The organism is Streptomyces clavuligerus, assembly GCF_005519465.1.
Classification (GTDB): domain Bacteria; phylum Actinomycetota; class Actinomycetes; order Streptomycetales; family Streptomycetaceae; genus Streptomyces; species Streptomyces clavuligerus.
In genome coordinates, this window is record NZ_CP027858.1 from 5,450,972 (window position 1) to 5,476,872 (window position 25,901).

Genomic DNA, 25,901 nt, shown 5'->3' on the forward strand with positions numbered 1-25,901 from the left:
CACTGCTCCTTGTGACGTCCCGAAAGCCTGATGAGCAATTGGCGCGCAACTCCAGACTCCGTCTTGTCCGCCCGCGACCCCTGGCCACCGCCCGGAGGGCGGTGACGACCCGGCGCACCCGGTCGGCCGCCAGGCCACCCGAGGGCACCCCACCCCCCGCCGAGCTGGCCCGCCAGGCCAGAGAGGTCCTCGCCGACGCCGTGCGCATCGCCCGCTGGGCGGCCGTGGAGCGCGACCCCGGGCCCGTGCCCCTGGCCGCCCCGGCCCGGGACCGGGCCGCCGCCGCACTCCGTATGACCCCCCTCCAGGTGCGCGCGGGCTGGGACCGCGCCCGCCTCGCCGGACTGGTGGAGCTGCACGGCGGCACCGCCCGCCCCGGCTGGCGGCTGCGCGCCTGGGACCGGGACGACATGGCCGTGCTGCGCGGCTGGGTCGCCCTCTTCGACGCCTGGTCGCTGGCGCACCCGGCGCCCACCGAGGTCCCCCCGACCGCCGTGGCGGAAGTGGTGGAAGCCGTTCCGCAACTGCTCTCCCTCCTTCAGCTCTCGGCCGGGCCCGTCCTGGTGCCCGCCCTGCTGGACCTGCTGGAGCAGCGGGTCCAGGAGCTGCGCGAGGAGCGCTGCGAGGTCCCCTACGGCCCCGGCCACCGACCCGCGGCCGGGGGCCCCGGCGGAACGCCGCAATCGCCGCAATCATCGTCGGAACCGGTGCCGGACGGCGGAACGCCCCCCGGCCAGGACACGGCACCCCGCCCCGGGGGCGAGGGCGGGGCGCCCGTCCTGCACGGTCTGCCCTCCGTCTCCCCGCTGCTCGACTGGGCCCTCGACGGGCTCGCCGCCGTGGGCGCGCTCACCCTGGACAAGGGCCGCTCCGCCACGCTCACCCCGCTCGGCAACTGGGCGGTCTGGGTCAAGCTGGAGCAGATCTGCGTGGCCGCGCAGAGCCCCGCGGGCAATATCGAGCAGTCGGCCGAGGACATGCTCCGCGGCTGTGCCCGGCTCACCCCGGGGCCCGCCAGGGCCGAGTACCGGGCCTGGCTCGCGGCGCGCCCGGTCTCCAGTGCGGTGACCGAACTGCTGACCGTGGCCCGGGGCGAGGACGCCCTGCTGCGCGGGCTCGCCTTCGAGGCGCTGCGCGTCGTCGGCGCCCCCGCCGAGGCCGAGGTCCGCTCCGCCGCCGCCGAGGCGTCGCTGCGCCCCTACGCCCTGCTCTGGCTCGCCGAGTACGAGGGCATGGACCCCGAGGACGCGCCCGATGTCCTCAGCCGGGAGGACGCCACCTGGCTCTGGGTGGACACCGCGGCGGCCGTCGCCGACCACGGCGAGCCCCAACTGCTGCTGCGCCACCTCGACTCCGCGGTCCAGGGCACCGTCCCGGCCCTCCTCGAAGAGGTCCGGTCCGGCGGTCACCCCCGTACGGTCCAGGTCCTGGTGGCCCTGGCCGCCGCGCATCCCGATCCGGCCCTCGCGAAGGCCGTCCGCCGCGCCGCCTTCCAGGTCCACACGGGAGGCGCGTAGCGCCGACCCCCGCCACCCGGCCCGGCGGGGCCGCGCCGCACCCCCGCCGGACCGGGCCGTACCCCGGAGCCCGTTCCTCCGATGTGACCCGCGTCTCCTTTGGGCGTCCGCCCCCGGCGACGCCTCCCCGCGCACCGTCCGCGCAGGCCGCGGCGGTTTCGGCCGCCCGCCGGCCCCCGGGCCGCGCCACCGAGCCCGCAAAAGCACTTGCAGCCCCCCGTTAGACTGGCCGTATGGCCTTTCTCCCTGTGCATTAGACGGCGTCGACGCCCCCTCCGCCCGTCCCTCCGCCGTCCGATCCGCCCTGGAGTCTGTCCGTGATCACCGCTTCCGGTATCGAGCTGCGTGCCGGTGCCCGCATCCTCATCGAGTCCGCGTCCTTCCGTGTCGCCAAGGGCGACCGCATCGGCCTCGTCGGCCGCAACGGCGCGGGCAAGACCACCCTCACCAAGTGCCTCGCGGGTGAGGGCATCCCCGCCTCCGGCACCATCGCCCGCTCCGGCGAGGTGGGCTACCTCCCGCAGGACCCGCGCACCGGCGACCTCGACACCCTCGCGCGCGACCGCATCCTCTCCGCCCGCGGACTCGACAGCGTCCTCCGCAAGATGCGGGAGAACGAGGACCGGATGGCGAACGGCCAGGGCGCCACCCGCGAGAAGGCGATGAAGAAGTACGAGCGCCTGGAGACGGAGTTCCTCACCAAGGGCGGATACGCCGCCGAGGCCGAGGCCGCCACCATCGCCGCCGCGCTCGGACTCCCCGACCGCGTGCTCGGCCAGCCCCTGCACACGCTCTCCGGCGGCCAGCGCCGCCGGGTCGAGCTGGCGCGCATCCTCTTCTCGGACGCCGACACCCTCCTCCTGGACGAGCCCACCAACCACCTCGACGCCGACTCGATCGTCTGGCTGCGCGACTACCTCAAGACCTACCGCGGCGGCTTCATCGTCATCTCCCACGACGTCGACCTCGTCGAGACCGTCGTCAACAAGGTCTTCTACCTGGACGCCAACCGCTCCACCATCGACATCTACAACATGGGCTGGAAGCTCTACCAGCAGCAGCGCGAGGCCGACGAGAAGCGCCGCAAGCGGGAGCGGCAGAACGCCGAGAAGAAGGCCGCCGCGCTCAACGCCCAGGCCGACAAGATGCGGGCCAAGGCCACCAAGACCGTCGCCGCGCAGAACATGGCCCGCCGCGCCGAGCGGCTGCTCGCCGGGCTGGAGGCCGAGCGCGCCTCCGACAAGGTCGCCAAGCTGCGCTTCCCCGAGCCCGCGCCCTGCGGCCGGACCCCGCTGCGCGCGGAGGGCCTGTCCAAGTCCTACGGCTCGCTGGAGATCTTCACCGATGTCGACCTCGCCATCGACAAGGGCTCCCGGGTCGTCATCCTCGGTCTGAACGGCGCGGGCAAGACCACCCTGCTGCGGCTGCTCGCGGGCGTGGAGCAGCCCGACACCGGCGAGGTCGCCCCCGGCCACGGCCTCAAGCTCGGCTACTACGCCCAGGAGCACGAGACCCTGGACCCGGGCCGCACGGTCCTGGAGAACATGCGCTCCTCCGCCCCGGACCTGGACCTGGTGGAGATCCGCAAGACGCTCGGCTCGTTCCTGTTCTCCGGCGACGACGTCGACAAGCCCGCCGGTGTGCTCTCCGGCGGCGAGAAGACCCGGCTCGCCCTGGCCACCCTGGTCGTCTCCTCGGCCAATGTGCTGCTGCTCGACGAGCCCACCAACAACCTCGACCCCGCCAGCCGCGAGGAGATCCTGGGCGCGCTGCGCACCTACAAGGGCGCGGTCATCCTGGTCACCCATGACGAGGGCGCGGTGGAGGCGCTGGAACCGGAGCGGATCATTCTGCTGCCGGACGGCGTCGAGGACCTGTGGGGCGCGGACTACGCGGACCTGGTGGCCCTGGCCTGACCGGACGCCGTTCCGGTGCCGGTCCGGGACCGGCACCGGAGCCCGTACGGGCCCGGGACGCGGGGTGCCGACCCCGGCCAGCGCACTGATCCACTGCCTATGGATCATTCGGCTCACGGGTGATCCATCATCTGAGTGAGCGTGTCTCATCCATCCGTCGGGGCGCCGCCCGCGGGCCACCGGGCGCTCCCGGTGGTGCCCCCGTCGGCATGCTTCGGAACGTACCTACTCTGACCTGCCCACTTGTCGGGACGACCCGCTTCTGTGACGGACGTCTCGAACACGGAATGAACCTTTCGGGGTGCCCGGGCCGTATAGGGACTGATGAAGGTCGTCTTATGGACCTTGCCGAATGGGTGGCCAGGAAGGGCGCAAGGGGTGATCATGAGAAGTCCAGAGCGCACTTCCCATGAGGAGGCACGGGTGGCCGAGACTCTGAAGAAGGGCAGCCGGGTGACCGGCGCCGCGCGCGACAAGCTCGCGGCAGACCTGAAGAAGAAATATGACTCCGGTGCGAGCATCCGGGCGCTGGCCGAGGAAACCGGCCGGTCCTACGGGTTCGTCCATCGGATGCTGAGTGAGTCCGGAGTCACACTGCGAGGACGCGGTGGAGCCACACGGGGCAAGAAGGCCGCCTCGGCCTGAGCGGCCGGCGGCCGGGCTCTGTCCGGTTGTCGAGTGCTCACCCGGCCGGCCCGACAGCGGGCCGGGTGGACGCTCCGGCAGTCGCCGCTTCCGGCGGTGCGGGTCCTGTGGACCTCGCCGTACGGTGGCGGGGGCTCGGCCATGGCGGACAAGTCCCCGGGGACGGGTGGTTACTGTGCAGTCGCTTAGCTAGTCTGCGACTGCACCGATCACCCCCGAACCGGAGGCGCCCCATGACTTCGCCCGGCTCCGCGCACGATGTCGTGCTGGACCAGGACGGCGTACGGCTCACCGTGGAGGACATGGTCGCCACGGTGACCCTGACCAACCCGGCCAAGCGCAATGCGCAGTCCCCCGCCCTGTGGCGGGCGCTGACGCAGGCGGGTCGGTCGCTGCCGGGCAGCGTACGGGTGGTCGTGCTGCGCGCGGAGGGCATGTCCTTCTCCGCCGGGCTCGACCGGCAGGCTTTCACGCCCGAGGGCTTTACGGGCGAGCCGTCCTTCCTGGAACTGGCACGGATGTCCGACACGGCGCTCGACGCCGTGATCTCCGAGTACCAGGAGGCGTTCACCTGGTGGCGGCGGAACGACATCATCAGTGTCGCGGCCGTCCAGGGACATGCCATCGGCGCCGGTTTCCAACTCGCGCTCGCCTGCGATCTGCGGATCGTGGCGCAGGACGCGCAGTTCGCCATGCGCGAGACCGCGCTCGGCCTCGTCCCCGATCTGACCGGTACCCATCCACTGGTCTCGCTGGCCGGTTACGCCCGGGCGCTGGAGATCTGCGCGACGGGACGCTCCGTCCACGCCGACGAGGCCGAACGGATCGGCCTCGCCCAGCTCGTGGTTCCCGGGGCGGAACTGGACGCGGCGGTACGTGACCTCGTCGCCGCGCTGCTCGTCGCACCCCGGGACGCGGTCGTCGAGACCAAGACCCTGCTGCGCGGCGCGGCGACCCGTTCCTACGAGGACCAGCGCGCGGCCGAACGCGCGTCCCAGACCCGCCGCCTCCGGGACCTCGCGGGCCTCGGCGACTGACCCACCCGCCGGTCACGTCCCCCGGACCCGGTGCCGCGCCCCGATCCGGCCGCCCCGCCGCCGACGAGCCCCGCGCTCACCGCCGGATCCGGTGCGTCGCCGGAGCACGCCGCACGGCCCCGCGCGGTCCGTCGCCTTCTCCGGACCCCGGGGCGCCGTCGCACGGCCACCGCGCGGATCTGGCGGGCTGCGAGGGCGGTCGGGTCCTCCGGGGACGGGGACGGCGGCGGCTCGGGGCGTGCCGCACAGCCGCGGCCGGACCTGCCTCCACCGCGACGTACCGCGTGGCCACCTCAGGACCTGGTCCACCGCGTCTGCCGGGAGGGCCACCACCGCCGACCTTCGTCCAGCGCGTCCCCCCGGGGCCGACAGCCGACCCGGGGGACCCGGTCCGCCGTGTTCTCCGCGAGGTGTCGCGCGCCGGAGCGCTCTCAGACGGTGACGGCGGTGATCAGGACCGCCACCGGGAGGTCCCCGGGCAGTTCCGGCGAGACGGCCGAGCGGACCGCACGGGCCACGGTGAGGGGGCGGTGGCCCCGGGCGACGGCGATCTCCAGCCGGGCCCGGTCCGGGGCGATCGTGACGGCGGGGCCCAGGGTGGCGGTCAGACCGTCCACGCCGGGGACGGCGGCCGCGGCACGGGCCGCCGGACCGTCCGGCTCCGTCCGTGGAACGGACGGCTCCACAGGGGCGCGCACCGGCCCGGTCCCCCCGGCCGGGGCCGGGTCGGCCAGCCCCGTCACCCGGATATCCGTATCCGTCACGGGCAGATCGAGCACGTCCGTCGCGGCGGTCAGCAGCGCCTCGCGCAGTCCGGCCGCCAGCTCCGGCAGCGGCCGTGACCAGGTCGTCGCTGTGCACTCCGCCGTGATCCGCAGCGGACCGGGCGGCAGTGCGCCCGGCGGGGGCGGCACCCGGGGGCGGGCCGCCGCCTCCGGGTCCGCCAGATCCAGCCGCAGCGGACCCGGCACCACCCCGGTGACCCCCGCGCCCGCCCGCTCCAGCACGGCCCGGGCCGCCCGCTCGGTGATCCAGACCCCGTCCTCCGCCCCGCCCAGCGCCAGCAGTCTGCCGGGGCCGAGCCATCTCCGTACCGCGTCAGCAGTGGTCATGGCCCCAGCCTGCCGCATCCCCGGCGCGCAAGCGGACAACCGCGCTTAATGTGGGCAAGGGGGTGTTTTCCAAACGGCGGGCGACGGCCGAAAGGATCGACGGGATGACGGACAGCACCGGTAGGGAACTCCAGGGCACGGGCGGCAGGTCCGGGGGCAAGGACCCCGGCGTCCGGGGCCGTACGACCATCTCCGACGGGGTCGTCGAGAAGATCGCCGGGCTCGCCGCCCGCGATGTCGTCGGCGTCCACACCATGGGCAGCGGACTCTCCCGCACCCTGGGGGCCGTCCGCGACCGCGTCCCCGGCGGCCGGACGAGCGTCACCCGGGGCGTCAAGGCCGAGGTCGGCGAGGTACAGACCGCGCTGGACCTGGAGATCGTCGTCGACTACGGCGTCTCGATCTCCGAGGTGGCCCGCGCGGTGCGCGAGAACGTGGTCTCCGCCGTGGAGCGGATGACCGGCCTGGAGGTCGTCGAGGTGAACATCGCGGTCACCGATGTGAAGCTGCCCGACGAGGAGGACGACGAACCGGAACCACGACTTCAGTGACCGGCGGCCCAGGGAGTGAGGAGCTGAGCTGAGATGAACATGGCTGTGGCCGGACTACTGGCCGGAATGGGCCTCGGCTTCGCCGGGTACTTCGGTGGCTTCGGCGCCTTTCTGCTGGTCGCCGCCCTGGGAGCGGTCGGCTTCGTGGCAGGCCGCTTCCTCGACGGCGATCTCGCGCCCGGAGAGTTCTTCCGGACCCGCGAGCGCGGCGACCGGCCCCGGTGACCCCGGGGGCGGGAGCCGCCACCGCCGACGGCGGTCCGGACGGCGGGTACGGCGGCATCGTCGACGGCGGTCCGGACGGCGGCACCACCGGCGGGCGGATCGGCGCGGGCGACCGGGGCGCGACCGTCATCGCGGACCGCGTCGTCGCGAAGATCGCCGCACAGGCGGCCCGGGAGGCGATCGGCGCCGTGCCCGAGGGCGGCCGGTCCCCGCATGCCTCCGTGGCCGTACGGCGGGGCGCCGCCCGGGTCCGGGTCAGCCTCGAACTCGACTACCCGTCCGACATCGGCCTCCAGTGCGGCGCCGTCCGCCGCCGTGTCACCGAACGCGTCGAGACCCTGGCCGGGATGACCGTCCCGGAGGTCTCCGTCCTGGTGGAACGGCTGCACTCGGCCGAGACCCGCGGCACCGCGCGGCGGAGGACCCGATGACCCCGCAGCAGCGGCCGACGGCACAGCCCGGGGCGCCGACCGCGCCGCCACCGCCCAGCACCGAGCGGCCCGACCCCTTCCTCGTCCGCAACCGCCGGACCGGAACCGGCAGATTCTGGTCGGTGCGCCGCCTCCCCGCCGCGCTGCTCGCCGCCGTCGTCCTCGGCGGCGCGGGAGTGCTGCTGTACGACATCGCCGCCGTCCGGGCGGGCCGCCCGGCGATGGAGTGGCGGCGCGTGGCCGTGGCCCAGCTCGCCCGGCGGCGGCTCGACGAACCCTGGGTGCTGACGGGCGCGGCGGTCCTCGCCGCCGTCGGGCTCTGGCTGATCGTCCTCGCCGTCACCCCCGGGTTGCGCCGGCTGCTCACCATGCGGCGCGACGGCGGCCCCGTCCGGGCGGGCCTGGAGCGGACGGCCGCCGCCCTGGTGCTGCGGGACCGTGCGATGGAGGTGCCCGGAGTGCGGTCGGTACGGGTCCGGGTGGGCCGGTCCCGGGCCAGGGTCCGGGCCCTGGCCCACTTCCGTGACCTCGACGAGGTCCGCGCCGACCTCGACAGCGCCCTTGACGCGGCCGTCGCCGAACTCGGCCTGGTCAAGGAGTTGTCGCGGTCCGTACGGGTCTCCCGGCCGCCCGTGCGGAAGACCTGAGGTGACACGAGTGCGGGGAGAGGCACGATGCTGAGAGCCGTCAACCGTGTGGTGCTCGGCCTGGCGGGCGCGGTGCTGGTCTGCGGCGCGGGCGCGGCGCTCGCCGCGGGCGCGGGCCTCGACGTCCCGTCCTGGTGGCCCTGGCACGGCCCCCGCGATGTGCCGCTCTCCACGGCGGACCGGGAGCGGTGGCGCGACGAGAGCTGGTGGTGGCCCACCGTCGCCGCCGTTCTCGCGGTGCTCGTGCTGCTGGCGCTCTGGCTGCTGCTCGCGCAGCTCCGGCGGGGCCGACTCGCCGAACTCCGGGTGGCGGGCGACGACGGCGGGGACGGACTGATCCGGGGCCGGGCGCTGGAGCGGGTGCTCCAGGCGGAGGCGGAGTCGCTGCCGGGGGTCGCCCGGGCCCGGGTCCGGCTCACCGGCCGCCGCCGGGAGCCGCGGGCCGGGGTCGGACTCCTCCTGGAGCCCCACGCCTCACCGGAGGAGACCCTGACCCGGCTCGCCTCCGGGGCGGTGGAGCACGCCCGCGCCTCGGCCGGGCTCGTCGAACTGCCCGCCGAGGCACGGCTGCGCGCCGCCCGGCACGGCGCCCGCCGGGTGAACTGACCCCCGGCACGCCCCTCCGCCGGGCCCGGCGGCGGCACCGGCTCAGAAGCCGCGCCGCGTCCCCCCGTCGACCGGCAGCATCACACCCGTCAGATAGGACGCGGCGGGCGACAGGACGAACGCCGCCACCCGGCCGAACTCCTCCGGGGTGCCGTACCGCCGCAGCGGGATGCGCGCCTCGTTCGCCGCCCGGGCCGCCTCCGCGTCCCCCGAGAGCGCGTCGAGTTCCCGTACCCGGTCGGTGTCGATCCGGGCGGGCAGCAGCCCCACCACCCGGATGCCCCGCGGCCCCAGCTCGTCCGCGAGCGACTTGGCGAAGCCCGCGAGCCCCGGGCGCAGCCCGTTGGAGATCGTCAGCCCGGGGACGGGCTCATGGACCGAGCTGGAGAGCACGAATCCGATCACCCCGCCCTCGCCGAGCGCCGCGGCGGCCGTGCGGGCCGTGCGCACCGCGCCCAGGAACACCGAGTCGAACGCGGCCCGCCACTGCTCGTCCGTGTTGTCCGCGGCGGACCCGGGCGGGGGCCCGCCCACGCTGATCAGCACCCCGTCGAACCGCCCGAAGTGCGCCCGGGCGGCGTTGACGAGCCGCTCCGCGCCCTCCGGGTCGGCGTTGTCCAGCGCGATGCCCACGGCGTCCGGGCCCAGTTCCGCCGCCGCGTCCAGCACGGTCCGCTCGTCGCGCCCGGTGATGACGACCTTCGCGCCCTCGGCGACCAGCGCCCGCGCCGAGGCGTTGCCCAGCCCCCGCGAGGCGCCCGTCACCACGAGGACGCGGTCCTTCAGTCCAAGATCCATGGACTTATCCTGCCCGCATCTCCCGTCCCAGCGCGAGGGCCGTCGTGACGAGGGCGATATGGCTGAACGCCTGGGGGAAGTTGCCGAGCTGGCGCCCGGCCGTCGTGTCGTACTCCTCGGCGAGCAGCCCCACATCGTTGCGGAGGGTCAGCAGCCGCTCGAACAGATCCCGGGCCTCCTCGCTCCTGCCGGTCATCCGCAACGCGTCCGCCAGCCAGAACGAGCAGGCGAGAAAGGCGCCCTCGTCCCCCGGCAGACCGTCCACCGTCCCGCCCCCGGTGCTGTAGCGGCGGATGAGCCCGCCCGGTGTGCCGAGCCCCTCCCGGACCGCGTCGACCGTGCCGACCACCCGGGGGTCGTCCGGCGGCAGGAACCCGGTCCGGGGGATCAGCAGGGTCGCCGCGTCCAGTTCGGCGGAGCCGTAGTACTGGGTGAACGTATTGCGCACGGGGTCGTACCCCTTCTCGCAGACGTCCTCGTGGACGGCGTCCCGCATGGTCCGCCAGCGGTCCACGTCGCCGCGGAGCGAGGGGTCGCCCTCCAGGGTGCGGACGGCGCGGTCCGCCGCCACCCACGCCATCACCTTGGAGTGGACGAAGTGCCGCCGCTGTCCCCGGACCTCCCACAGCCCCTCGTCCGGCTCCCGCCACTTCGTCTCCAGGAAGCCGAGCAGGCTGAGCTGGAGGAACCAGGCGTGCCGCTCGGAGGGGATACCCGCCTGCCGGGCCAGGAAGAAGGAGTCGACGACCTCGCCGTAGACATCGAGCTGGAGCTGGTCGACGGCCGCGTTCCCGGTGCGCACGGGGGAGGAGTCGGCGTATCCGGAGAGCCAGGGGAGCACGGTCTCCGGGAGCCGCCGCTCCCCGCCGAGCCCGTACATGATCTGGAGGTCCGCCGGGTCGCCCGCCACCGCGCGCAGCAGCCAGTTCCGCCAGGCCGTCGCCTCGTCCTGGTACCCGGCGTCCAGCAGGGCGTCCAGGGTGAGCGTCGAGTCCCGCAGCCAGCAGAAGCGGTAGTCCCAGTTCCGTACCCCGCCCAGCGCCTCGGGCAGCGAGGTGGTGGGCGCGGCGACGATGCCGCCGGTGGGTTTGAAGGTGAGGGCCTTCAGGGTGATGAGCGAGCGGACGACGGCGTCCCGGTACGGGCCCGAGGTGCTGCACCGGTTCGCCCACGCGGACCAGTCCCGCAGACTGCACTCCAGCGCCTCGTACGGGTCGACGAGGGTGGGCCGGTGGTGGTGCGAGAGATACCAGGTGAGGGTGAACGCCACCCGCTCGCCGGGGCCGACCGGGAAGGAGGACACGGTGCTGAAGTCCTGGCCCCAGGTCTTGACCCGGGGTTCGCTGCGCAGCCACACCGCGTCGGGCCCGGCGACCGCCACCCGGTGGCCGTTGGTGCGGCGCATCCAGGGCACCACCGAGCCGTAGTCGAAGCGCAGCCGCAGCACACTCTCCACCTGGACGGTGCCGGTGACGCCCTCCACGATCCGCATCACGTCGGGGGCCTCGTCGCGCTGCGGCATGAAGTCGATGACCTTGACCGTGCCGTCGGGGGTCTCCCACACCGACTCCAGGACGAGGGAGTCCCCGATGTACGCCCGCCGGGTGCACACGCCCGCGCCCTTCGGGGCGATCCGCCAGTGCCCGTTCTCGTGGTCGCCGAGGATCGCGGCGAAGCAGGCCGCCGAGTCGAAACGGGGCAGGCAGAGCCAGTCGACGGAGCCGTCCCGGCCGACCAGGGCCGCCGTCTGGAGATCGCCGATGAGGGCGTAGTCCTCGATGCGCAGGGTCATGCTGTGGCGCATTCCCGGGGCGGGTGGGGGAATATCAGCCGGGTCCCCCTGTCAGACGATCAGGGCCGTCGGACGATCGGGGCCCGGCCGTCGCGCGCGCAGTTCCCCGGGCGGCCCGCCGGACCGCTGGGGCCGCGACGCGTCAGGCGGTCGCGGGCTCCTGCGAGGCCCGCTCCGTGCTCCCGCTGTCCTCGCTGTCCCCGCTGTCCTCGCTGCTCCCGCCGGGTCCGCCGCTCCCGCCGGCCGCGGCCTCGGCCGCGCGGGCGGCGCGCCGGTCGCGCACCTCGCGGCGGACGAGGATGACCCAGCCGATCGGGACACCGGCGGTGAAGAGCCACCACTGGACCGCGTACGCCATGTGCGCGCCGATCGAGTCGTGGTCCGGCTTCGGGATCGGCTCGGGCAGGGTCGCCGAGGTCTTCGCGGGGATCAGCTCCACATAGCCGCCCAGGACCGCGCGGTCCAGCGCCTCGGCCCGCTGCTCGCTGTTGATCAGCATGATCTGGCGGGGCGGCAGCCCGGAGAGGTCCTTGATGCCGCTGCTGCCGGTCGTCTCGTCCGCCTTCAGCCGGCCCGTGATCGTGACCTCGCCCTTCGGCGGGGGCGGTACGGCGGGGTACGCGTGCTGGTCCGTGGGGGCCGGGACCCAGCCCCGGTTGACGAGGACCGCGCGGCCGTCGGGGAGGACCAGCGGGGTCAGGACATGGACGCCGACCTTGTCGTCCACATTGGTACGGCGGCGGACGACGACCTCGCCCCGGGTGTCGTACGTACCGGTGGCGGTGACCTTGCGCCAGTAGTCGGAGCGGGGGACGGAGTGCCCCGGGGAGGTCAGCTCCGTCACCGGGACCGGCTCCGCCTCCAGGTTCCGCTGGATCAGCCCGTTCTGCTCCACCCGGCGCTCATGGCGGTGGTACTGCCAGAAGCCCAGCTCGATCATGGTCGGGACGAGCGCGAGGCCGACGAGGGTGAGGATCACCCACTGGCGGGTCAACAGAAAGCGGTACACGGCGTCGACCGTACCTCCTGCCCCCGGCGCGGCCGGTGGCGGGGCCCGCCCACCGCGTCCCCGGGCCGTCCGCCCCGGCTGCGGGGTCCGCCGGGCGGGACCGGACCCGGACGGGTCGGACCGGCGGGCTCAGGCCCGGTCGACGACTCCCACCCGTCCCTCCGCGCGGGCGCAGTGGGCACCGCAGTACCAGTGCCCCTGGACCTCGACGCCCTGGCCGATCACCTGGACCTCGCAGTGCTCGCAGACCGGCGCCATGCAGTGGATCGCGCAGGCGAAGCAGTCGAAGACATGCACCGCGCCCTGGGCGTGCACCTCGAACGACATGCTGTAGTCGTTTCCGCAGACCTCGCAAAGTGCCATGCGCCTCAGCGTGCGGCGCGGGGCCGCGGAACCGGCGGACGGCACGCCCGCCCGTCACCCGTCTGCGCCGACCGGCCGTCCACCGGGCCCGGAGGCCCCTGCGCACCGTCCCGGCCCGGCGCTCAGTCGGCCGCCGCCACGTCCCGCAGGAGCTGGGTGAAGGCGGCCTCGTCCACGATCGGGGTGCCGTACGCGGTCGCCCGGCCGGTCTTGGAGGTCGGGGCGTGCGGATCGTTGGTGACCAGCAGGCTCGTCAGCCGGGAGACGCTGGTGGAGATGTGCAGCCCCGCCTCGAACGCCCGGTCCTCCAGCAGCTCCCGGTCGACGGAGGTGTCCCCCGAGAACGCCACCCGCATCCCCTGCTTCAGCGGCTTCCCCGGCTCGTACCGCCCCGGGTTGGGATAGGGGCACGGGGGGCGTTTGCGCGAGGGGCGCCAGGAGCCCGCCCCGTACCGGCCGTAGGAGGAGCCCGCCCCCGTCCGGCCGTGACCCGGCTGATAGCCGATCCGGGCCACGGCGGGGGAGTCCGACCACTCCGTCAGCGGCAGACACTCCAGCAGCGGCAGCCGCACCCCGTCCCGCGCCGCCGTGTGCAGACTGGGCCGGAACGCCTCCGCCAGCACCCGGGCGTCGTCCAGCGCGTGGTGCGCCTGCCGCTGGACCACACCGAAGTGCGCGGCCAGGGACTCCAGCTTGTGGTTGGGCAGCGGCAGCCGCAGCTCCTTGGCGAGCGCGATGGTGCACAGCCGCTGCCGGGTGGGCGCGGTGCGGCGGGCCCGTGCGTACTCCCTGGCGATCATGGACCAGTCGAACATGGCGTTGTGCGCGACGAGTACCCGGCCGTCGAGGCGCTGCGAGAACTCGTCGGCGATGTCCTGGAAGAGCGGCGCCCCCGCGAGGACGTCGGACGTCAGACCGTGTATCCACACCGGGCCCGGATCCCGCTCCGGGTTGACCAGCGTGTACCAGTGGTCCTCCACCTCGCCCCGGGCGTCCAGCCGGTACACGGCAGCGGAGACTATCCGGTCGTCGCGGGCGAGGCCGGTGGTCTCCACGTCGACGACCGCGTACCCCCGCGGATAGGCGGACGGCCACGTCGTCGCTGCTGTCGTGCTGTCGTCGGGCATGGTCACAGAGAATACGGCCCCTCACTGACAGCACCCGATCCGCCCGCCCCGTACGCCCTTTGCGCGCCGGTGTGCCCGGCGGTCGGCGGGCCGGTCCCGATGCGCCCGCCACCGACCCGGCGTCAGCTTCCGCGGGTTCCTCCGGGCGGGTCGCTCCGCCGCGGGCGGCCCGCGGGATGGGACCCCCCCCGGGTGACCCATGCGTCCGACGCAGCCCATGGCGCCGCCCTCGGCGCCCGGCTCAACTGGCTCCGCGCGGCCGTCCTCGGCGCCAACGACGGCATCGTCTCCACGGCGGGCCTGGTCGTCGGCGTCGCCGGGGCAACCGACGACCGCTTCGCCCTGCTCACCGCCGGGCTGAGCGGACTGCTCGCGGGCTCCCTGTCCATGGCGGCCGGTGAGTATGTCTCCGTCTCCACCCAGCGCGACACGGAACGGGCGGCGCTCGCCCTGGAGAAGCGGGAACTGCGGGAGCAGCCCGACGCCGAACTCGACGAGCTGACCGACCTACTGACCGGACGGGGGCTCAGCCGGGACGTCGCCCGGGAGGCCGCCGTCCAGCTCAGCGAGCGGGACGCCCTGCGCGCCCATGCCCGGGTCGAGCTGGGGATCGACCCCGACGCCCTCGCCGAGCCCTGGCACGCGGCGGGCGCCAGCTTCCTCGCCTTCACGGCGGGCGCGCTGCTGCCGCTGCTGGCGATCGTGCTGCCGCCCGCCCCGGCCCGGCTCGCGGTCACCGTCGGATCGGTGCTGCTCGCCCTCGCCTGCACCGGCTGGTGGAGCTCCCGGCTGGGAGCGGCGCCCGCCGGGCGGGCCGTGGCCCGCACCGTGGGCGGGGGAGCGGTGGCGATGGGGGTGACCTACGCGGCGGGCTCCCTCCTCGGCAACGTCGGGGTCTAGCCCCGGCCCGCGGTGTTGGAGGAAGTCGCCAAGACTTGCTGACAACCCGTCTCGCATACTTGTAAGTAACACCGTCTAGCCCCGCCCCGACCGCCGCCCTTACCGTGCCCCCATGCCGAATCCCCCCGATGTCGTGCTGTGGTCGATACCTGCTTTCGCCCTGCTCACCCTGGTGGAGTGGACCGTCTCCCGGCTCCGTCCCGACGACCGCGCCGCGGGCTACGAGGCCAAGGACGCGGCCACGAGCATCGCGATGGGCGTCGGCAGCCTCGGCTTCGACCTGCTGTGGAAGATCCCCGTCGTCGCCTCCTGCACGGCGGTCCATCAGCTCACCCCGGCCCGGGTCCCCTTCCTGTGGTGGACCGTTGTGCCGATGCTGCTCGCGCAGGACTTCCTCTACTACTGGTACCACCGCTCCCACCACGTCGTACGGCTCCTCTGGGCCTCCCACGTGGTCCACCACTCCAGCCGGAGGTTCAACCTCACCACCGCGCTGCGCCAGCCCTGGACCGGTGTCACCTCCGGGTTCTTCTATCTGCCGATGGTCGCCCTCGGGGTCCACCCGGCGGCCGTGGCCTTCTGTGTGTCCGTCAACCTCGTCTACCAGTTCTGGGTGCACACCGAACGGATCGGCAGGCTGCCGCGCCCCGTCGAGTACCTGCTGAACACCCCCTCCCACCACCGGGTCCACCACGCCTCCCAGGGCGGCTACCTGGACCGCAACTTCGGCGGTGTCCTCATCGTCTGGGACCGGCTCTTCGGCACCTTCGCGGCCGAGGCCGAGCGGCCCGTCTTCGGCCTCACCAAGAACATCGACACCTACAACCCGCTGCGGGTCGCCACCCATGAGTACCTGGCCATCGCCCGCGATCTGCGGGCCGCGGACAACTGGCGCGAGTGCGCGGGACATCTGTTCCGGGGCCCCGGACGGCAGCCGCGCGCCACCCCCCTGACGGAACGTTCCGCCGCGCCGCAGCCGCAGCCGCAGCCGCAGCCGCCGCCCCCGGACTCCGCACCCCCGCCGCGTGCCCTCCCCGTCCCCACCACGGAAACAGGACATTCCATATGACCGCCGCACCCGACACCGGCACCGGCACCCGCGCCCCCTGGCGGATCGCCCTCCCCCGGGACACCCCGAGCCGGGCGCTGCTCGCCGCCTTCGGCCTCGCCCTCCTCGCCGACCTCGGATCGCTCGCCGCGGGCTCCGGGACGGGCCATCTGCTCTTCAAGCCGCTGCTGATGCCGCTGCTCGTGGCTTACACGGTGGTCAGGGGCGGGCCCCGGCTGCTGGTCGCCGCGCTGCTCTTCGGCTGGGGCGGCGATCTCTTCCTGCTCTCGGAGGCCGAGTGGGCCTTCCTGGTCGGCATGGGCTCGTTCGCCCTGGGGCACCTCTGCTACCTGACGCTGTTCGGGCGCTGCCGCACGCCCCGGCCGTCCTCCCCGCTGTACGCGCTCGCCCTCGGCACGGCCGTGGTGCTGCTCTGGCCCGACCTCCCCGCGGACCTCCGTATCCCGGTGGCCGGATATGCATTGCTCCTCACCGCCATGGCATGGCGCTCCTGCGGTGTCGGACGACTGGCGGCGGTGGGCGGGGGGCTGTTTCTGGTCTCGGACCTGATCATCGCCACCGAGGTGGCCGACTGGTCGCAGCCGCCGGTCCCGGATGTCTGGATCATGCTGCTGTACGGGGTGGGCCAACTGCTGCTCACCCTCGGGGTGCTGGCCCGCGCCGACACCGCCGCGGGGGCCGCCCGTACCGGGTGACACGGACGGCGAAGGGGGCCGGGCGAGTGCCCGGCCCCCTTCGTCCTGTTCTCGTTCAGCGTCCGCCGTTCCGGCCGCCACCGGTCAGGTGTTCACCGGACCGGTGCCACCGCTCGGGCGGCCGCCGGTTCAGCGCCGCACCGCGTCCAGCGCGTCCACGACACCGGTGCCGTAGAAGCCGTTCTTGGCCTTGTCGCCCTCGCAGACGGCGTCGATCTTGCCGTCGTTGTTGATGTCGTACGGGTTGGTGCACTCACGGTCGTCGGCCTGTGCGTACAGCAGGGCCTTCACCGCGGCCGGGGAGGCGTACGGGTGCTTCGACTTGACGAGCGCGGCGACGCCCGCGACGTGCGGCGACGCCATCGAGGTGCCGGCCATGTAGATGTACTCGCCGTTCATGCCGGTGGAGAGAATCCGGCCGTCGGCCGCCGGGGCGTCCGGCTTCTGGAAGGCCGTGCGGTCGCCGCCCGGCGCGGAGATGTCGACCACGCCGTTGCCGTGGTTGGAGAACGAGGACTTCAGCCCCTTCGCGCCCAGCGAGGAGGTGGTGACGACACCGGGGAGCTGGGTCGGGATGTCCAGGCACTCACTGGGGTCGATGGAGCGGGTGCCGGGGGTGGAGTCGTTCGGGCTGCTGACGTCGGTCAGCTGCGCGGACGCCAGGTCCATGGAGCTGTTGCCGGCCGCCGCGACATTGACCGAGCCCTTGCGCTCGGCGTAGCGGGTGGCCCGCTGCACGGCCTCCACCAGGGCGAGCTGGTCCGGGTCGTTCTTGCAGTTGAACAGCCACGGGTCCACGTAGAAGCTGCTGTTGGTGACCTCGGCGCCCTTCTCGGCGGCCCAGATGAAGGCGCAGACGACCGCCTCCGTGTAGAAGAAGCCGGCCGGGGTGGAGACCTTGATGCCGGAGACCTTGACGCCCGGGGCGACGCCGACGACGCCGATGTCGTTCTTCGCGGCGGCGATGGTGCCCGCGACATGCGTGCCGTGGGGGCTCTCGCCCGGGGCGGGGCGCCAGGCCCCCTCGGTGGTGTCCGGCTTGCCGCTGACGCAGTTCGCCGAGGACCGCCGGTCGAAGTTGGCCTGGAGGTCGGGGTGGGTGTCGTCGACACCGGTGTCGATCACGGCGACCGTGACCCTCTTGCTGCCCAGGGTCTTCTTGTGGGCCTGGTCGGCCTTGATCGCCGGAAGTCCCCACAGCAGCGGGGCCAGCGGGTCCTCGCCCTCACCGGCCCGCGCGGCGGCGGCCTCGGCCTCCGCGGAGGTCAGCGGGCGCTGCGAGTCGATGGCGGTGTCGGCGGCCGGGGCGATCGGCGCCGTCCGCGTGGCACCGGCGGAGACGACACCGTCGACCCGGCGGATCGCCGTGGCGAAATCCGGGTTCTGCGAGTGGACGACGATCACGCCTATCTGGTCGTAGGCGATCACGATGGAGCCGCCGGCGTTGGCTATCGCCTTCTTCACCGTCTTCGCGGTATACGGCCCACCCTTCACATTCACCACATAGGACAGCTTCGGTCCCACGGTGGATGTCACCGGGGCGGCTACGGCCTCGGCGGGCGCCGCGGTCGCCGCCGCCGGGGTGAGGAAGCCGAGCGAGGCGGTCAGCGCCAGACCGACAGGCAGAGCGAGTGCGCGCTGCCGTCCGGTTCCCGCAAGAGCCATGGGATCTCCACATCATCGGTGCTTGCCGCTCGCGCGCGTGTGGCGCGTAGCGCGTACATGACCAGCGAAGCTAGCGGCCATCGTGATCATCGGCAATGTGTACGAACGGAAAATCTGAACAAGATCCGTCGGCCGTGAAGAAAAAAGGCTGATGTTGAACCGACCCGGCGTGCTCCCCGTGCCGTTGTCAGGAGGTGGAGCAACATCAATCCGCCCCACTGAAACCAGCCAAACGAGGTCCCGACTTGTCCATCCCCTCCGCTCCCGCGTCACGAGGAGATTCCGTGGCTTCCGAAGCACCGCCGCCGCCCCTGAGGGAGGCGGACACCCATCGCGCGCACCCCACGACCGAAGAGTTCATGGCGGTGCAGCAGAGCGCGGAGTTCGGCGAACTGCGCCGCGCCTACCGATCCTTCGCGTTCCCGCTGACCGTCGCGTTCATCGCCTGGTACCTGCTGTACGTCCTGCTCTCGAACTACGCCGGCGCGTTCATGGGGACCCAGGTCGCCGGCAACATCAACGTGGCCCTCGTCCTCGGTCTCGCACAGTTCGCCACGACCTTCCTCATCGCCTGGTTCTACTCACGGCACGCGGCGGTCGAGCTCGACCCCAAGGGTGAGGCCATCAAGGCCCGGATGGAGGCGAACCAGTGAGCACCACCCTCCAGTTCGCGGCGGAGCACCTGACGGCGACGGACCTCCCGGCGGCTTGGGAGGCCGCCGGGCACCTCGCCGCCGAGAGCGCCACCACGGAGCACCGGCCCCTGATCATCACCCTGTTCGCGGCCTTTGTCGTGGCCACCCTCGGCATCACGATCTGGGCGGGCCGGCAGACCAAGAGCGCCGCCGACTTCTACGCGGGTGGAGGCCAGTTCACCGGCTTCCAGAACGGTCTGGCGATCTCGGGCGACTACATGTCGGCGGCGTCCTTCCTCGGCATCGCCGGAGCCATCGCCATCTTCGGCTACGACGGCTTCCTCTACTCCATCGGCTTCCTCGTCGCCTGGCTGGTGGCGCTGCTGCTGGTCGCCGAACCCCTTCGCAACTCCGGCCGGTTCACCATGGGCGACGTCCTCGCCTACCGGATGCGCCAGCGGCCCGTCCGCACCGCCGCCGGGACCTCCACCATCGTCGTCTCCATCTTCTATCTGCTGGCGCAGATGGCGGGCGCCGGTGTGCTGGTCTCCCTCCTCCTCGGCATCACCAGCGACAGCGGCAAGGTCCTCATCGTCGCCCTGGTCGGCGTGCTGATGATCCTCTACGTCACCATCGGCGGGATGAAGGGCACCACCTGGGTGCAGATGGTCAAGGCGGTGCTGCTCATCGCCGGTACCCTCCTCATCACCTTCATGGTGCTGCTGAAGTTCAACTTCAATATCTCGGAGCTGCTCGGCACCGCGGCCGAGAAGAGCGGCAAGGGCGCGGCCTTCCTGGAGCCCGGGCTCAAGTACGGCGCCACCGAGACCTCCAAGCTGGACTTCATCTCGCTCGGCATCGCCCTGGTGCTCGGCACCGCGGGCCTCCCGCACATCCTGATCCGCTTCTACACCGTGCCCACCGCCAAGGCCGCCCGGAAGTCCGTCAACTGGGCCATCGGCATCATCGGCGCGTTCTACCTCATGACGATCGCCCTCGGCTTCGGCGCCGCGGCCGTGGTCGGACCCGAGGAGATCACCGCGTCCAACAAGGCGGGCAACACCGCGGCGCCCCTGCTCGCCCTGCACATCGGAGGGACTGATTCCACGGGTGGCGCGATCCTGCTCGCGGTGATCTCCGCCGTCGCCTTCGCCACCATCCTCGCGGTGGTCGCGGGCCTCACCCTCGCCTCGTCCTCGTCCTTCGCGCATGACATCTACGCCAATGTCATCAGAAGGGGGAAGGCCACCGAGAAGGAGGAGATGCGGGCCGCCCGCTGGGCCACCGTCGCCATCGGTGTCGTATCCATCGCCCTCGGCGCGCTCGCCCGCGATCTGAATGTCGCCGGACTCGTCGCCCTGGCCTTCGCCGTCGCCGCGTCCGCCAATCTGCCCACCATCCTCTACAGCCTCTTCTGGAAGCGCTTCACCACCCAGGGCGCGCTCTGGTCCATCTACGGCGGTCTGACGGCCTCCGTGGTCCTGGTCCTCTTCTCCCCGGTCGTCTCCGGGAAGCCCACCTCGATGTTCAAGGACCTCGACTTCTACTGGTTCCCGCTGGAGAACCCCGGCCTTGTCTCCATCCCGCTGGGCTTCTTCCTCGGCTGGCTCGGCTCCGTCCTCTCCAAGGAGAAGCCGGACCGGGGCAAGTACGCGGAGCTGGAGGTCAAGTCCCTCACCGGCGTCGGCACCGGCGGCAGCACCGCCGTCCACTGACCGACGGCCCCCTCCCCCTTCCCCGCCCGTCCTCCCGCTCCCGCGCCTTCCCGGTTCGCCCGGTCTGCCGGCACCGCTCCTTCCGGGCCACCGGCGGTACCGCCGCGACCCGGGCTGTCAGTGGGCTGGCGTAGGCTCGAAGCAAAGATCCCCGGCCGGGAAGCAGCCCGCCGGGTGACGAGGGGAAGGGGGCCGCGGTGCTCGTCGACACCTACGGCCGGGTCGCCACAGACCTGCGTGTCTCGCTCACCGACCGGTGCAATCTCCGCTGCTCCTACTGCATGCCCGAAGAAGGGCTCCAGTGGCTCACCAGGCCCGAGCTGCTCACCGACGACGAGATCGTCCGGCTGATCGGGCTGGCCGTCACCCGTCTCGGCGTCACCGAGGTCCGCTTCACCGGCGGGGAGCCGCTGCTCCGCCCCGGCCTCACCGGCATCGTGGAGCGCTGTGCCGCGCTCACCCCCCGCCCCCGGCTCTCCCTCACCACCAACGCCATCGGGCTCGCCCGCACCGCCGCCGCGCTGCGCGCCGCCGGGCTCGACCGCGTCAATGTCTCCCTCGACACCCTGCGGCCCGAGGTCTTCCAGCGGCTCACCCGCCGGGACCGCCATCACGACGTGCTGCGCGGCCTCGAAGCCGCCCGCGCCGCCGGGCTGACCCCCGTCAAGATCAATACCGTGCTGATGCCCGGGCTCAACGAGGACGAGGCCCCCGAGCTGCTGTCCTGGGCCATCGACGGGGGGTACGAGCTGCGCTTCATCGAGCAGATGCCGCTGGACGCCCAGCACGGCTGGCGGCGCGAGGGAATGATCACCGCGGCGGATGTGCTGCGGTCCCTGCGCACCCGTTTCACCCTCACCCCCGAGGGCGCAGAGGCCCGTGGAGCGGCCCCCGCCGAGCGCTGGCTCGTCGACGGCGGGCCCCACCGGGTCGGCGTGATCGCCTCCGTCACCCGGCCGTTCTGCGCCGCCTGCGACCGCACCCGGCTCACCGCCGACGGCCAGATACGCAACTGCCTGTTCGCCCGGGAGGAGACGGATCTGCGGACGGCGCTGCGCTCCGGCGCCGACGACGAGGAGATCGCCGAGCTGTGGCGGGCGGCGATGCGGGGCAAGAAGCCGGGCTCGGGCCTGGACGACCCGTCGTTCCTCCAGCCGGACCGGCCGATGTCGGCGATCGGCGGCTGACGGCCGGGGCGTCCGGGCCCGGGGTGCGCGGGGCGGAGCCTACGGCCGCGCCTGCCACTCCTCCAGCGTCACGACGTCCTTCAGGAAACCGCGGATGTCGAGGAAGTCGGAGAGGGACGCCCGGTGTTCCTCGCAGGCGAGCCAGGTCTTCCGCCGCTCCGGCGTGTGCACCTTGGGGTTGTTCCAGGCCAGAACCCAAATCGCCGCCGCACGGCAGCCCTTGGCGGAACAGATCGGGGACTCGGGGTTCACGGTGTCAGTGCTCCACTGCGCGCGAGAGCGCGCCACAAGGCCGTACAAGGCGGTACAAGACGACGCCGGGCAGCCACGGGGGGAGCTGCCCGGCGTCGGTCCACAGCTCCGACGGGGGATGCGGAGCGCGTACGAAGTATGTCATGGGTCACGGTGTGCGGTGCACCGGAACGTCAGTATTGCGTCTCGGCTTTTTCGCGGTCCGGCTGATCCGTCCGGGCCGTCCCCGGCTCCTCCTCCAAGGGCTCGATCATCGGCCGGACCGGTGCCGACACATACGTCGACGGCAGTGAAGGAGTCGTCTCCCGGCCCGCGTTGGCGATGACCACCGCGATATAGGGGAGCAGCACCCCGAGCACCAGGGCGACGACCGCCACATGGCGCTCCACGTTCCACAGTGCGGCGGCGAGCACCACGGACAGGGTCCGGACCAGCATCGAGATCACATAGCGGCGCTGTCGTCCGCGTACGTCCTCGGCCAGCCCCTGACGGGCTCCGGTGATCCGGAAGACCTCCGGTTTGGCCAGCTTCCGCATCACTCCACCACCTGCTTGTTCCGCCGGACACTCCCGGTCCTGACAGGGTCCACGGTACGCCGCGCACCGGCGGCCGACGAGGCCGGGGGCCGTCGCGGACCGCTTCTGTCGAGTCGGCCGATACGCGTACGGACGCGTCCGACATGCGCCGTATGGCGGATGGGCCGACACTGACGGCGTAACCGCTCTCACGGAGCCGTACGAGGAGGCAGCCATGGGCTGGTTGTGGGCGATCATCGTGGGATTTGTGCTGGGCCTGATCGCGAAGTTGATTCTGCCCGGAAAGCAGCACCTTCCCCTGTGGCTCGCCACCATCTGCGGTATCGGTGGCGCGGTCCTCGGCAACTGGCTCGCGGCGGGCCTCGGGGTCGCCGAGACCCCGGGCATCGACTGGAGCCGCCACGCCTTCCAGCTCGTCGCCGCGGTCATCCTGGTCTTCCTCGGCGACCGTGCCTGGATCGCGATGAAGGGTAGACAGCGCGCCTGAGTGGACGCCCGGGGCGGGCGGCGCGCCCGCGCGGTGACGGCGGGCGCGTCCGGCGGACAGCGGGCGGACGGCCGGGGCGGGGCGGTCGCATCGACCACCCCGCCCCGGCCTGCCACGGCGCCCGGTCTCGCACGGTGCCGGGCCTCGGCATGAGGCCCGGCACCGCGACGGCGTTCCGGGGGCGCCGGTCGTGCTCAGCCTCCCGTGGTGCCCGCGGCGCCCGTGACCTCGATCGCGGCCAGGTTCTTCTTGCCGCGGCGCAGCACCAGCCAGCGCCCGTGCAGCAGATCACCGGGGGAGGGGACCGCGTCCTCTGTGGTGACCTTGACGTTGTTCACGTAGGCGCCGCCCTCCTTCACCGTGCGGCGGGCCGCGGACTTGCTCGCCGCGAGACCCGCCTCGGCGAAGAGGTCCACCACCGGGGCCAGCTCCTCGACCGAGGCCCGCGGCAGCTCACCGAGCGCCGCCCGCAGCGTGGGCTCGTCCAGCTCGCCCAGCTCGCCCTGCCCGAACAGCGCCTTCGCGGCGTACTCCGCCGCCGCGCACTGCTCGGCGCCGTGCACCAGCGTGGTCAGCTCCTGGGCCAGCGCCCGCTGGGCGGCCCGCGCCTGCGGACGCTCCTCGGTCTGCCGCTCCAGCTCCTCGATCTCCGCGCGGGACCGGAAGCTGAAGATCCGCAGGAACTTCGCGACATCCCGGTCGTCCGCGTTCAGCCAGAACTGGTAGAACGCGTACGGCGAGGTCCGCTCGGCGTCCAGCCACACCGTGCCCGACTCGGTCTTGCCGAACTTGGTGCCGTCCGCCTTGGTGATCAGCGGCGTCGCCAGCGCGTGCACCCCGGCCTCCGGCTCGACCCGGTGGATCAGATCGGTGCCCGCGGTGAGATTGCCCCACTGGTCGCTGCCGCCGGTCTGGAGGGTGCAGCCATGGCGCCGGTACAGCTCCAGGTAGTCCATGCCCTGGAGGATCTGGTAGCTGAACTCGGTGTAGCTGATGCCCGCGTCCGAGTTCAGCCGCCGGGCGACCGCCTCCTTCGCGATCATCTTGTTGACCCGGAAGTACTTGCCGACGTCCCGGAGGAAGTCGATCGCCGAGAGACCGGAGGTCCAGTCCAGGTTGTTGACCATCCGCGCCGCGTACGGGCCCTCGAAGTCGAGGAACCGCTCGATCTGCGCCCGCAGCCGGCCCACCCACTCCGCGACCGTCTCCGGCGCGTTCAGGGTGCGCTCGGCGTTCGGCTTGGGGTCGCCGATCAGGCCGGTCGCCCCGCCGACGAGGCCCAGCGGACGGTTGCCCGCGAGCTGAATCCGGCGCATGGTGAGGATCTGCACCAGATTGCCGAGATGCAGACTGGGCGCGGTCGGGTCGAAGCCGCAATAGAAGGTGACCGGACCGTCCGCGAACGCCTTGCGCAGTGCGTCCTCGTCAGTGGACTGGGCGATCAGCCCGCGCCACTGCAACTCATCGACGATGTCCGTCACGTCTCTCATGCTCCTCGGTGGTGTCGGAGGGACCGGCCGGTGGTATCGGCGGGTCGAACGGGGTGTACGGGTTTCGTACACCCCCGAGGTTATACGCCCTGGCTGATCGAACTCATATTGAAATCGGGCACCCGCAGCGCGGGCATCGCGGCCCGGGTGAACCAGTCGCCCCACTCCCGGGGCAGGGTCCGCTCGGTACGGCCCGCCTCCGCGGCCCGGGAGAGCAGATCCACCGGTGACTCGTTGAAGCGGAAGTTGTTCACCGCCCCCGTCACCTCCCCGTTCTCCACCAGATAGACACCGTCCCTGGTCAGCCCCGTCAGCAGCAGGGTCGCCGGGTCGACCTCCCGGATGTACCAGAGGCAGGTCAGCAGCAGCCCGCGCTCCGTCGCCGCGACCATCTCCGCCAGGGAGCGCCCGTCCCCGCCGTCCAGGATCAGATTCCCCGTCCCGGGGGCCACTGGCAGCCCGGTCAGACCCGCGCTGTGCCGCGTGGTCACCAGGTGCTCCAGCTTCCCGTCCCGGACCCAGTCCGTCCGCGGCAGCGGCAGACCGTTGTCGAAGACGGAGGCGGAGTCGCCCGAGGAGTGCGCGATCACGAAGGGCGCGGACTCCAGACCGGGCTCGTGCGGATCGCTGCGGAGCGTCAGCGGCAGCGGGGAGAGCGTCTCGCCGACCCGGGTGCCGCCGCCGGGGCGGGAGAAGACCGTACGGCCCTCGGCCGCGTCCCGCGCCGTCGACGACCAGAGCTGGTAGATCAGCAGATCGGCCACGGCGGTCGGCGGCAGCAGCGTCTCATAGCGCCCCGCGGGCAGCTCCACCCGCCGCTTCGCCCAGGCCAGCCGCTGCGCCAGCTCCGTGTCCAGGGCCCCGGGGTCCACGTCCCGGAAGTCCCGGGTGGTCCGCCCGGTCCAGGCCGAACGCGACATGTCCGGCGATTTGGCGTTCAGCTCCAGCGTCCCGTTCGGCTGGTCGTGCCGCAGCCGCAGCCCCGTGGAGGTGCCGAGATAGGTGGAGGTCATCTCGTGGTTGGCGAAGCCGTACAGCTCCCGCCCCCCGGACCGGGCCCGGGCGAACGCCTCGCCCAGCGCCGGGGCGAACTCCGCGAAGACCGACGACGAGGTCTCCGCCGGGCCCTCGGTGAAACCGGGGTCGGCCGCCCGCCCGGCCACCAGCGGCTGGGCGTCCTCCGCCGGGTGCGAGGTCCGCGCCGCGTGCTCGGCGGCCCGTACCAGCGTCTCCAGCTCGTCGGACGTCACCCCCGAACGGGACACCACACCCGAGGCCGTGCCCTCGGCCCCGTCGACCGTCGCGATGACCGTGAGGGTGCGCCCCCGGGTCACCCCGTTGGTGGTCAGCGCGTTGCCCGCCCAGCGGAGGTTGGCGGAGGAGTGCTCGTCGGCGATGACGACACAGCCGTCGGCCGACGAGAGCCCGAGCGCGCGCTCGACGATCTCGTGGGGCTTGCTGCTGCGGCTCATCGACCGGCCTCCCCGGTGGTCC

The 25,901-nt window shown here is 72.9% G+C and carries 27 protein-coding genes; 16 read left to right on the forward strand and 11 right to left on the reverse strand.

Annotated features, from left to right (window positions below; genetic code table 11):
* Positions 1-11 precede the first annotated feature (11 nt).
* From CRV15_RS22965 to CRV15_RS22980, 4 genes are all read left to right on the forward strand, one after another.
* A complete protein-coding gene (locus tag CRV15_RS22965; RefSeq protein ID WP_003960002.1) occupies positions 12-1,517 on the forward strand; it encodes a hypothetical protein in 1,506 nt (501 codons plus the stop codon).
* A gap of 317 nt (positions 1,518-1,834) precedes the next feature.
* Positions 1,835-3,433, forward strand: a complete 1,599-nt coding sequence (locus CRV15_RS22970) for an ABC-F family ATP-binding cassette domain-containing protein (RefSeq protein ID WP_003960001.1) — start codon at positions 1,835-1,837, stop codon at positions 3,431-3,433.
* Between the two features lie 423 nt (positions 3,434-3,856).
* On the forward strand, positions 3,857-4,078 hold the full coding sequence (locus CRV15_RS22975; RefSeq protein ID WP_006123601.1) for a helix-turn-helix domain-containing protein: 222 nt from the start codon (positions 3,857-3,859) through the stop codon (positions 4,076-4,078).
* A 233-nt stretch (positions 4,079-4,311) separates the two neighbouring features.
* A complete protein-coding gene (locus CRV15_RS22980) occupies positions 4,312-5,115 on the forward strand; it encodes an enoyl-CoA hydratase/isomerase family protein (protein WP_003959998.1) in 804 nt (267 codons plus the stop codon).
* A 431-nt stretch (positions 5,116-5,546) separates the two neighbouring features.
* On the opposite strand, the gene CRV15_RS22985 is transcribed toward CRV15_RS22980, so the two are convergent.
* The gene (locus CRV15_RS22985; RefSeq protein ID WP_009995718.1) at positions 5,547-6,227 is read right to left on the reverse strand and encodes a hypothetical protein; all 681 of its coding nucleotides are present in this window, start codon (positions 6,225-6,227) and stop codon (positions 5,547-5,549) included.
* A gap of 104 nt (positions 6,228-6,331) precedes the next feature.
* On the opposite strand from CRV15_RS22985, the gene CRV15_RS22990 reads away from it, so the two are divergent.
* From CRV15_RS22990 to amaP, 5 genes are read left to right on the forward strand one after another with little or no spacing between them, the layout of a single operon-like run.
* Positions 6,332-6,778, forward strand: coding sequence for an Asp23/Gls24 family envelope stress response protein (locus CRV15_RS22990; protein ID WP_009995716.1), 447 nt, complete (start codon positions 6,332-6,334; stop codon positions 6,776-6,778).
* Between the two features lie 33 nt (positions 6,779-6,811).
* A complete protein-coding gene (locus CRV15_RS22995; protein WP_009995715.1) occupies positions 6,812-7,003 on the forward strand; it encodes a hypothetical protein in 192 nt (63 codons plus the stop codon).
* 56 nt (positions 7,004-7,059) lie between these two features.
* Positions 7,060-7,434, forward strand: a complete 375-nt coding sequence (locus CRV15_RS23000; RefSeq protein ID WP_044972354.1) for an Asp23/Gls24 family envelope stress response protein — start codon at positions 7,060-7,062, stop codon at positions 7,432-7,434.
* A complete protein-coding gene (locus CRV15_RS23005) occupies positions 7,431-8,081 on the forward strand; it encodes a DUF6286 domain-containing protein (RefSeq protein WP_003959994.1) in 651 nt (216 codons plus the stop codon). The genes CRV15_RS23000 and CRV15_RS23005 overlap by 4 nt, the downstream gene beginning before the upstream one ends.
* Positions 8,082-8,108: 27 nt before the next feature.
* Complete coding sequence (gene amaP / locus CRV15_RS23010; RefSeq protein WP_003959993.1) at positions 8,109-8,687, forward strand: alkaline shock response membrane anchor protein AmaP; 579 nt, start codon at positions 8,109-8,111, stop codon at positions 8,685-8,687.
* Positions 8,688-8,729: 42 nt separating this feature from the next.
* On the opposite strand, the gene CRV15_RS23015 is transcribed toward amaP, so the two are convergent.
* From CRV15_RS23015 to CRV15_RS23035, 5 genes are all read right to left on the reverse strand, one after another.
* Complete coding sequence (locus tag CRV15_RS23015) at positions 8,730-9,485, reverse strand: SDR family oxidoreductase (RefSeq protein ID WP_003959992.1); 756 nt, start codon at positions 9,483-9,485, stop codon at positions 8,730-8,732.
* A gap of 4 nt (positions 9,486-9,489) precedes the next feature.
* The gene (locus CRV15_RS23020) at positions 9,490-11,277 is read right to left on the reverse strand and encodes a glycoside hydrolase family 15 protein (RefSeq protein ID WP_009995711.1); all 1,788 of its coding nucleotides are present in this window, start codon (positions 11,275-11,277) and stop codon (positions 9,490-9,492) included.
* A gap of 142 nt (positions 11,278-11,419) precedes the next feature.
* Positions 11,420-12,286, reverse strand: coding sequence for an SURF1 family cytochrome oxidase biogenesis protein (locus CRV15_RS23025; protein WP_003959990.1), 867 nt, complete (start codon positions 12,284-12,286; stop codon positions 11,420-11,422).
* A 129-nt stretch (positions 12,287-12,415) separates the two neighbouring features.
* Positions 12,416-12,649 carry a hypothetical protein gene (locus CRV15_RS23030; RefSeq protein ID WP_078564423.1) on the reverse strand — a complete coding sequence of 78 codons (234 nt, stop codon included), beginning with the start codon at positions 12,647-12,649 and terminating at the stop codon, positions 12,416-12,418.
* Positions 12,650-12,771: 122 nt separating this feature from the next.
* Entirely contained in the window at positions 12,772-13,776 is a 1,005-nt protein-coding gene (locus CRV15_RS23035) for a DEDDh family exonuclease (RefSeq protein WP_003959988.1), read from the reverse strand.
* Between the two features lie 192 nt (positions 13,777-13,968).
* Between CRV15_RS23035 and CRV15_RS23040 the strand changes: the two genes are divergently transcribed.
* The 3 genes from CRV15_RS23040 to CRV15_RS23050 all read left to right on the forward strand — a co-directional run bounded on the left by CRV15_RS23040 (position 13,969) and on the right by CRV15_RS23050 (position 16,440).
* Positions 13,969-14,676: a VIT1/CCC1 transporter family protein gene (locus tag CRV15_RS23040; protein ID WP_009995708.1), complete on the forward strand. Its 708-nt coding sequence runs from the start codon at positions 13,969-13,971 to the stop codon at positions 14,674-14,676.
* A gap of 112 nt (positions 14,677-14,788) precedes the next feature.
* On the forward strand, positions 14,789-15,745 hold the full coding sequence (locus CRV15_RS23045) for a sterol desaturase family protein (RefSeq protein ID WP_003959986.1): 957 nt from the start codon (positions 14,789-14,791) through the stop codon (positions 15,743-15,745).
* Positions 15,742-16,440 (forward strand): lysoplasmalogenase, encoded by a 699-nt coding sequence (locus CRV15_RS23050; RefSeq protein WP_003959985.1) that lies wholly within the window; start codon positions 15,742-15,744, stop codon positions 16,438-16,440. The genes CRV15_RS23045 and CRV15_RS23050 overlap by 4 nt, the downstream gene beginning before the upstream one ends.
* A 129-nt stretch (positions 16,441-16,569) precedes the next feature.
* On the opposite strand, the gene CRV15_RS23055 is transcribed toward CRV15_RS23050, so the two are convergent.
* Positions 16,570-18,105 (reverse strand): S8 family peptidase, encoded by a 1,536-nt coding sequence (locus CRV15_RS23055; protein WP_003959984.1) that lies wholly within the window; start codon positions 18,103-18,105, stop codon positions 16,570-16,572.
* Positions 18,106-18,389: 284 nt separating this feature from the next.
* Here CRV15_RS23055 and CRV15_RS23060 point away from each other — a divergent pair, with 284 nt between their 5' ends.
* The 3 genes from CRV15_RS23060 to moaA all read left to right on the forward strand — a co-directional run bounded on the left by CRV15_RS23060 (position 18,390) and on the right by moaA (position 21,642).
* Positions 18,390-18,758 carry a DUF485 domain-containing protein gene (locus CRV15_RS23060; protein WP_003959983.1) on the forward strand — a complete coding sequence of 123 codons (369 nt, stop codon included), beginning with the start codon at positions 18,390-18,392 and terminating at the stop codon, positions 18,756-18,758.
* A 29-nt stretch (positions 18,759-18,787) separates the two neighbouring features.
* A complete protein-coding gene (locus CRV15_RS23065) occupies positions 18,788-20,455 on the forward strand; it encodes a solute symporter family protein (RefSeq protein WP_029182870.1) in 1,668 nt (555 codons plus the stop codon).
* Positions 20,456-20,652: 197 nt separating this feature from the next.
* The gene (gene moaA / locus CRV15_RS23070; protein WP_003959980.1) at positions 20,653-21,642 is read left to right on the forward strand and encodes a GTP 3',8-cyclase MoaA; all 990 of its coding nucleotides are present in this window, start codon (positions 20,653-20,655) and stop codon (positions 21,640-21,642) included.
* Between the two features lie 39 nt (positions 21,643-21,681).
* Here moaA and CRV15_RS23075 read toward each other — a convergent pair whose 3' ends face one another.
* On the reverse strand, positions 21,682-21,894 hold the full coding sequence (locus CRV15_RS23075; protein ID WP_009995704.1) for a hypothetical protein: 213 nt from the start codon (positions 21,892-21,894) through the stop codon (positions 21,682-21,684).
* A gap of 173 nt (positions 21,895-22,067) precedes the next feature.
* On the reverse strand, positions 22,068-22,430 hold the full coding sequence (locus CRV15_RS23080; RefSeq protein ID WP_009995702.1) for a DUF3099 domain-containing protein: 363 nt from the start codon (positions 22,428-22,430) through the stop codon (positions 22,068-22,070).
* Between the two features lie 214 nt (positions 22,431-22,644).
* On the opposite strand from CRV15_RS23080, the gene CRV15_RS23085 reads away from it, so the two are divergent.
* The gene (locus CRV15_RS23085) at positions 22,645-22,917 is read left to right on the forward strand and encodes a GlsB/YeaQ/YmgE family stress response membrane protein (RefSeq protein ID WP_003959977.1); all 273 of its coding nucleotides are present in this window, start codon (positions 22,645-22,647) and stop codon (positions 22,915-22,917) included.
* A gap of 194 nt (positions 22,918-23,111) precedes the next feature.
* On the opposite strand, the gene tyrS is transcribed toward CRV15_RS23085, so the two are convergent.
* On the reverse strand, positions 23,112-24,398 hold the full coding sequence (gene tyrS, locus CRV15_RS23090; RefSeq protein WP_009995700.1) for a tyrosine--tRNA ligase: 1,287 nt from the start codon (positions 24,396-24,398) through the stop codon (positions 23,112-23,114).
* An 89-nt stretch (positions 24,399-24,487) separates the two neighbouring features.
* Positions 24,488-25,879 (reverse strand): TldD/PmbA family protein, encoded by a 1,392-nt coding sequence (locus tag CRV15_RS23095; RefSeq protein WP_003959975.1) that lies wholly within the window; start codon positions 25,877-25,879, stop codon positions 24,488-24,490.
* Positions 25,880-25,901: the final 22 nt, after the last annotated feature.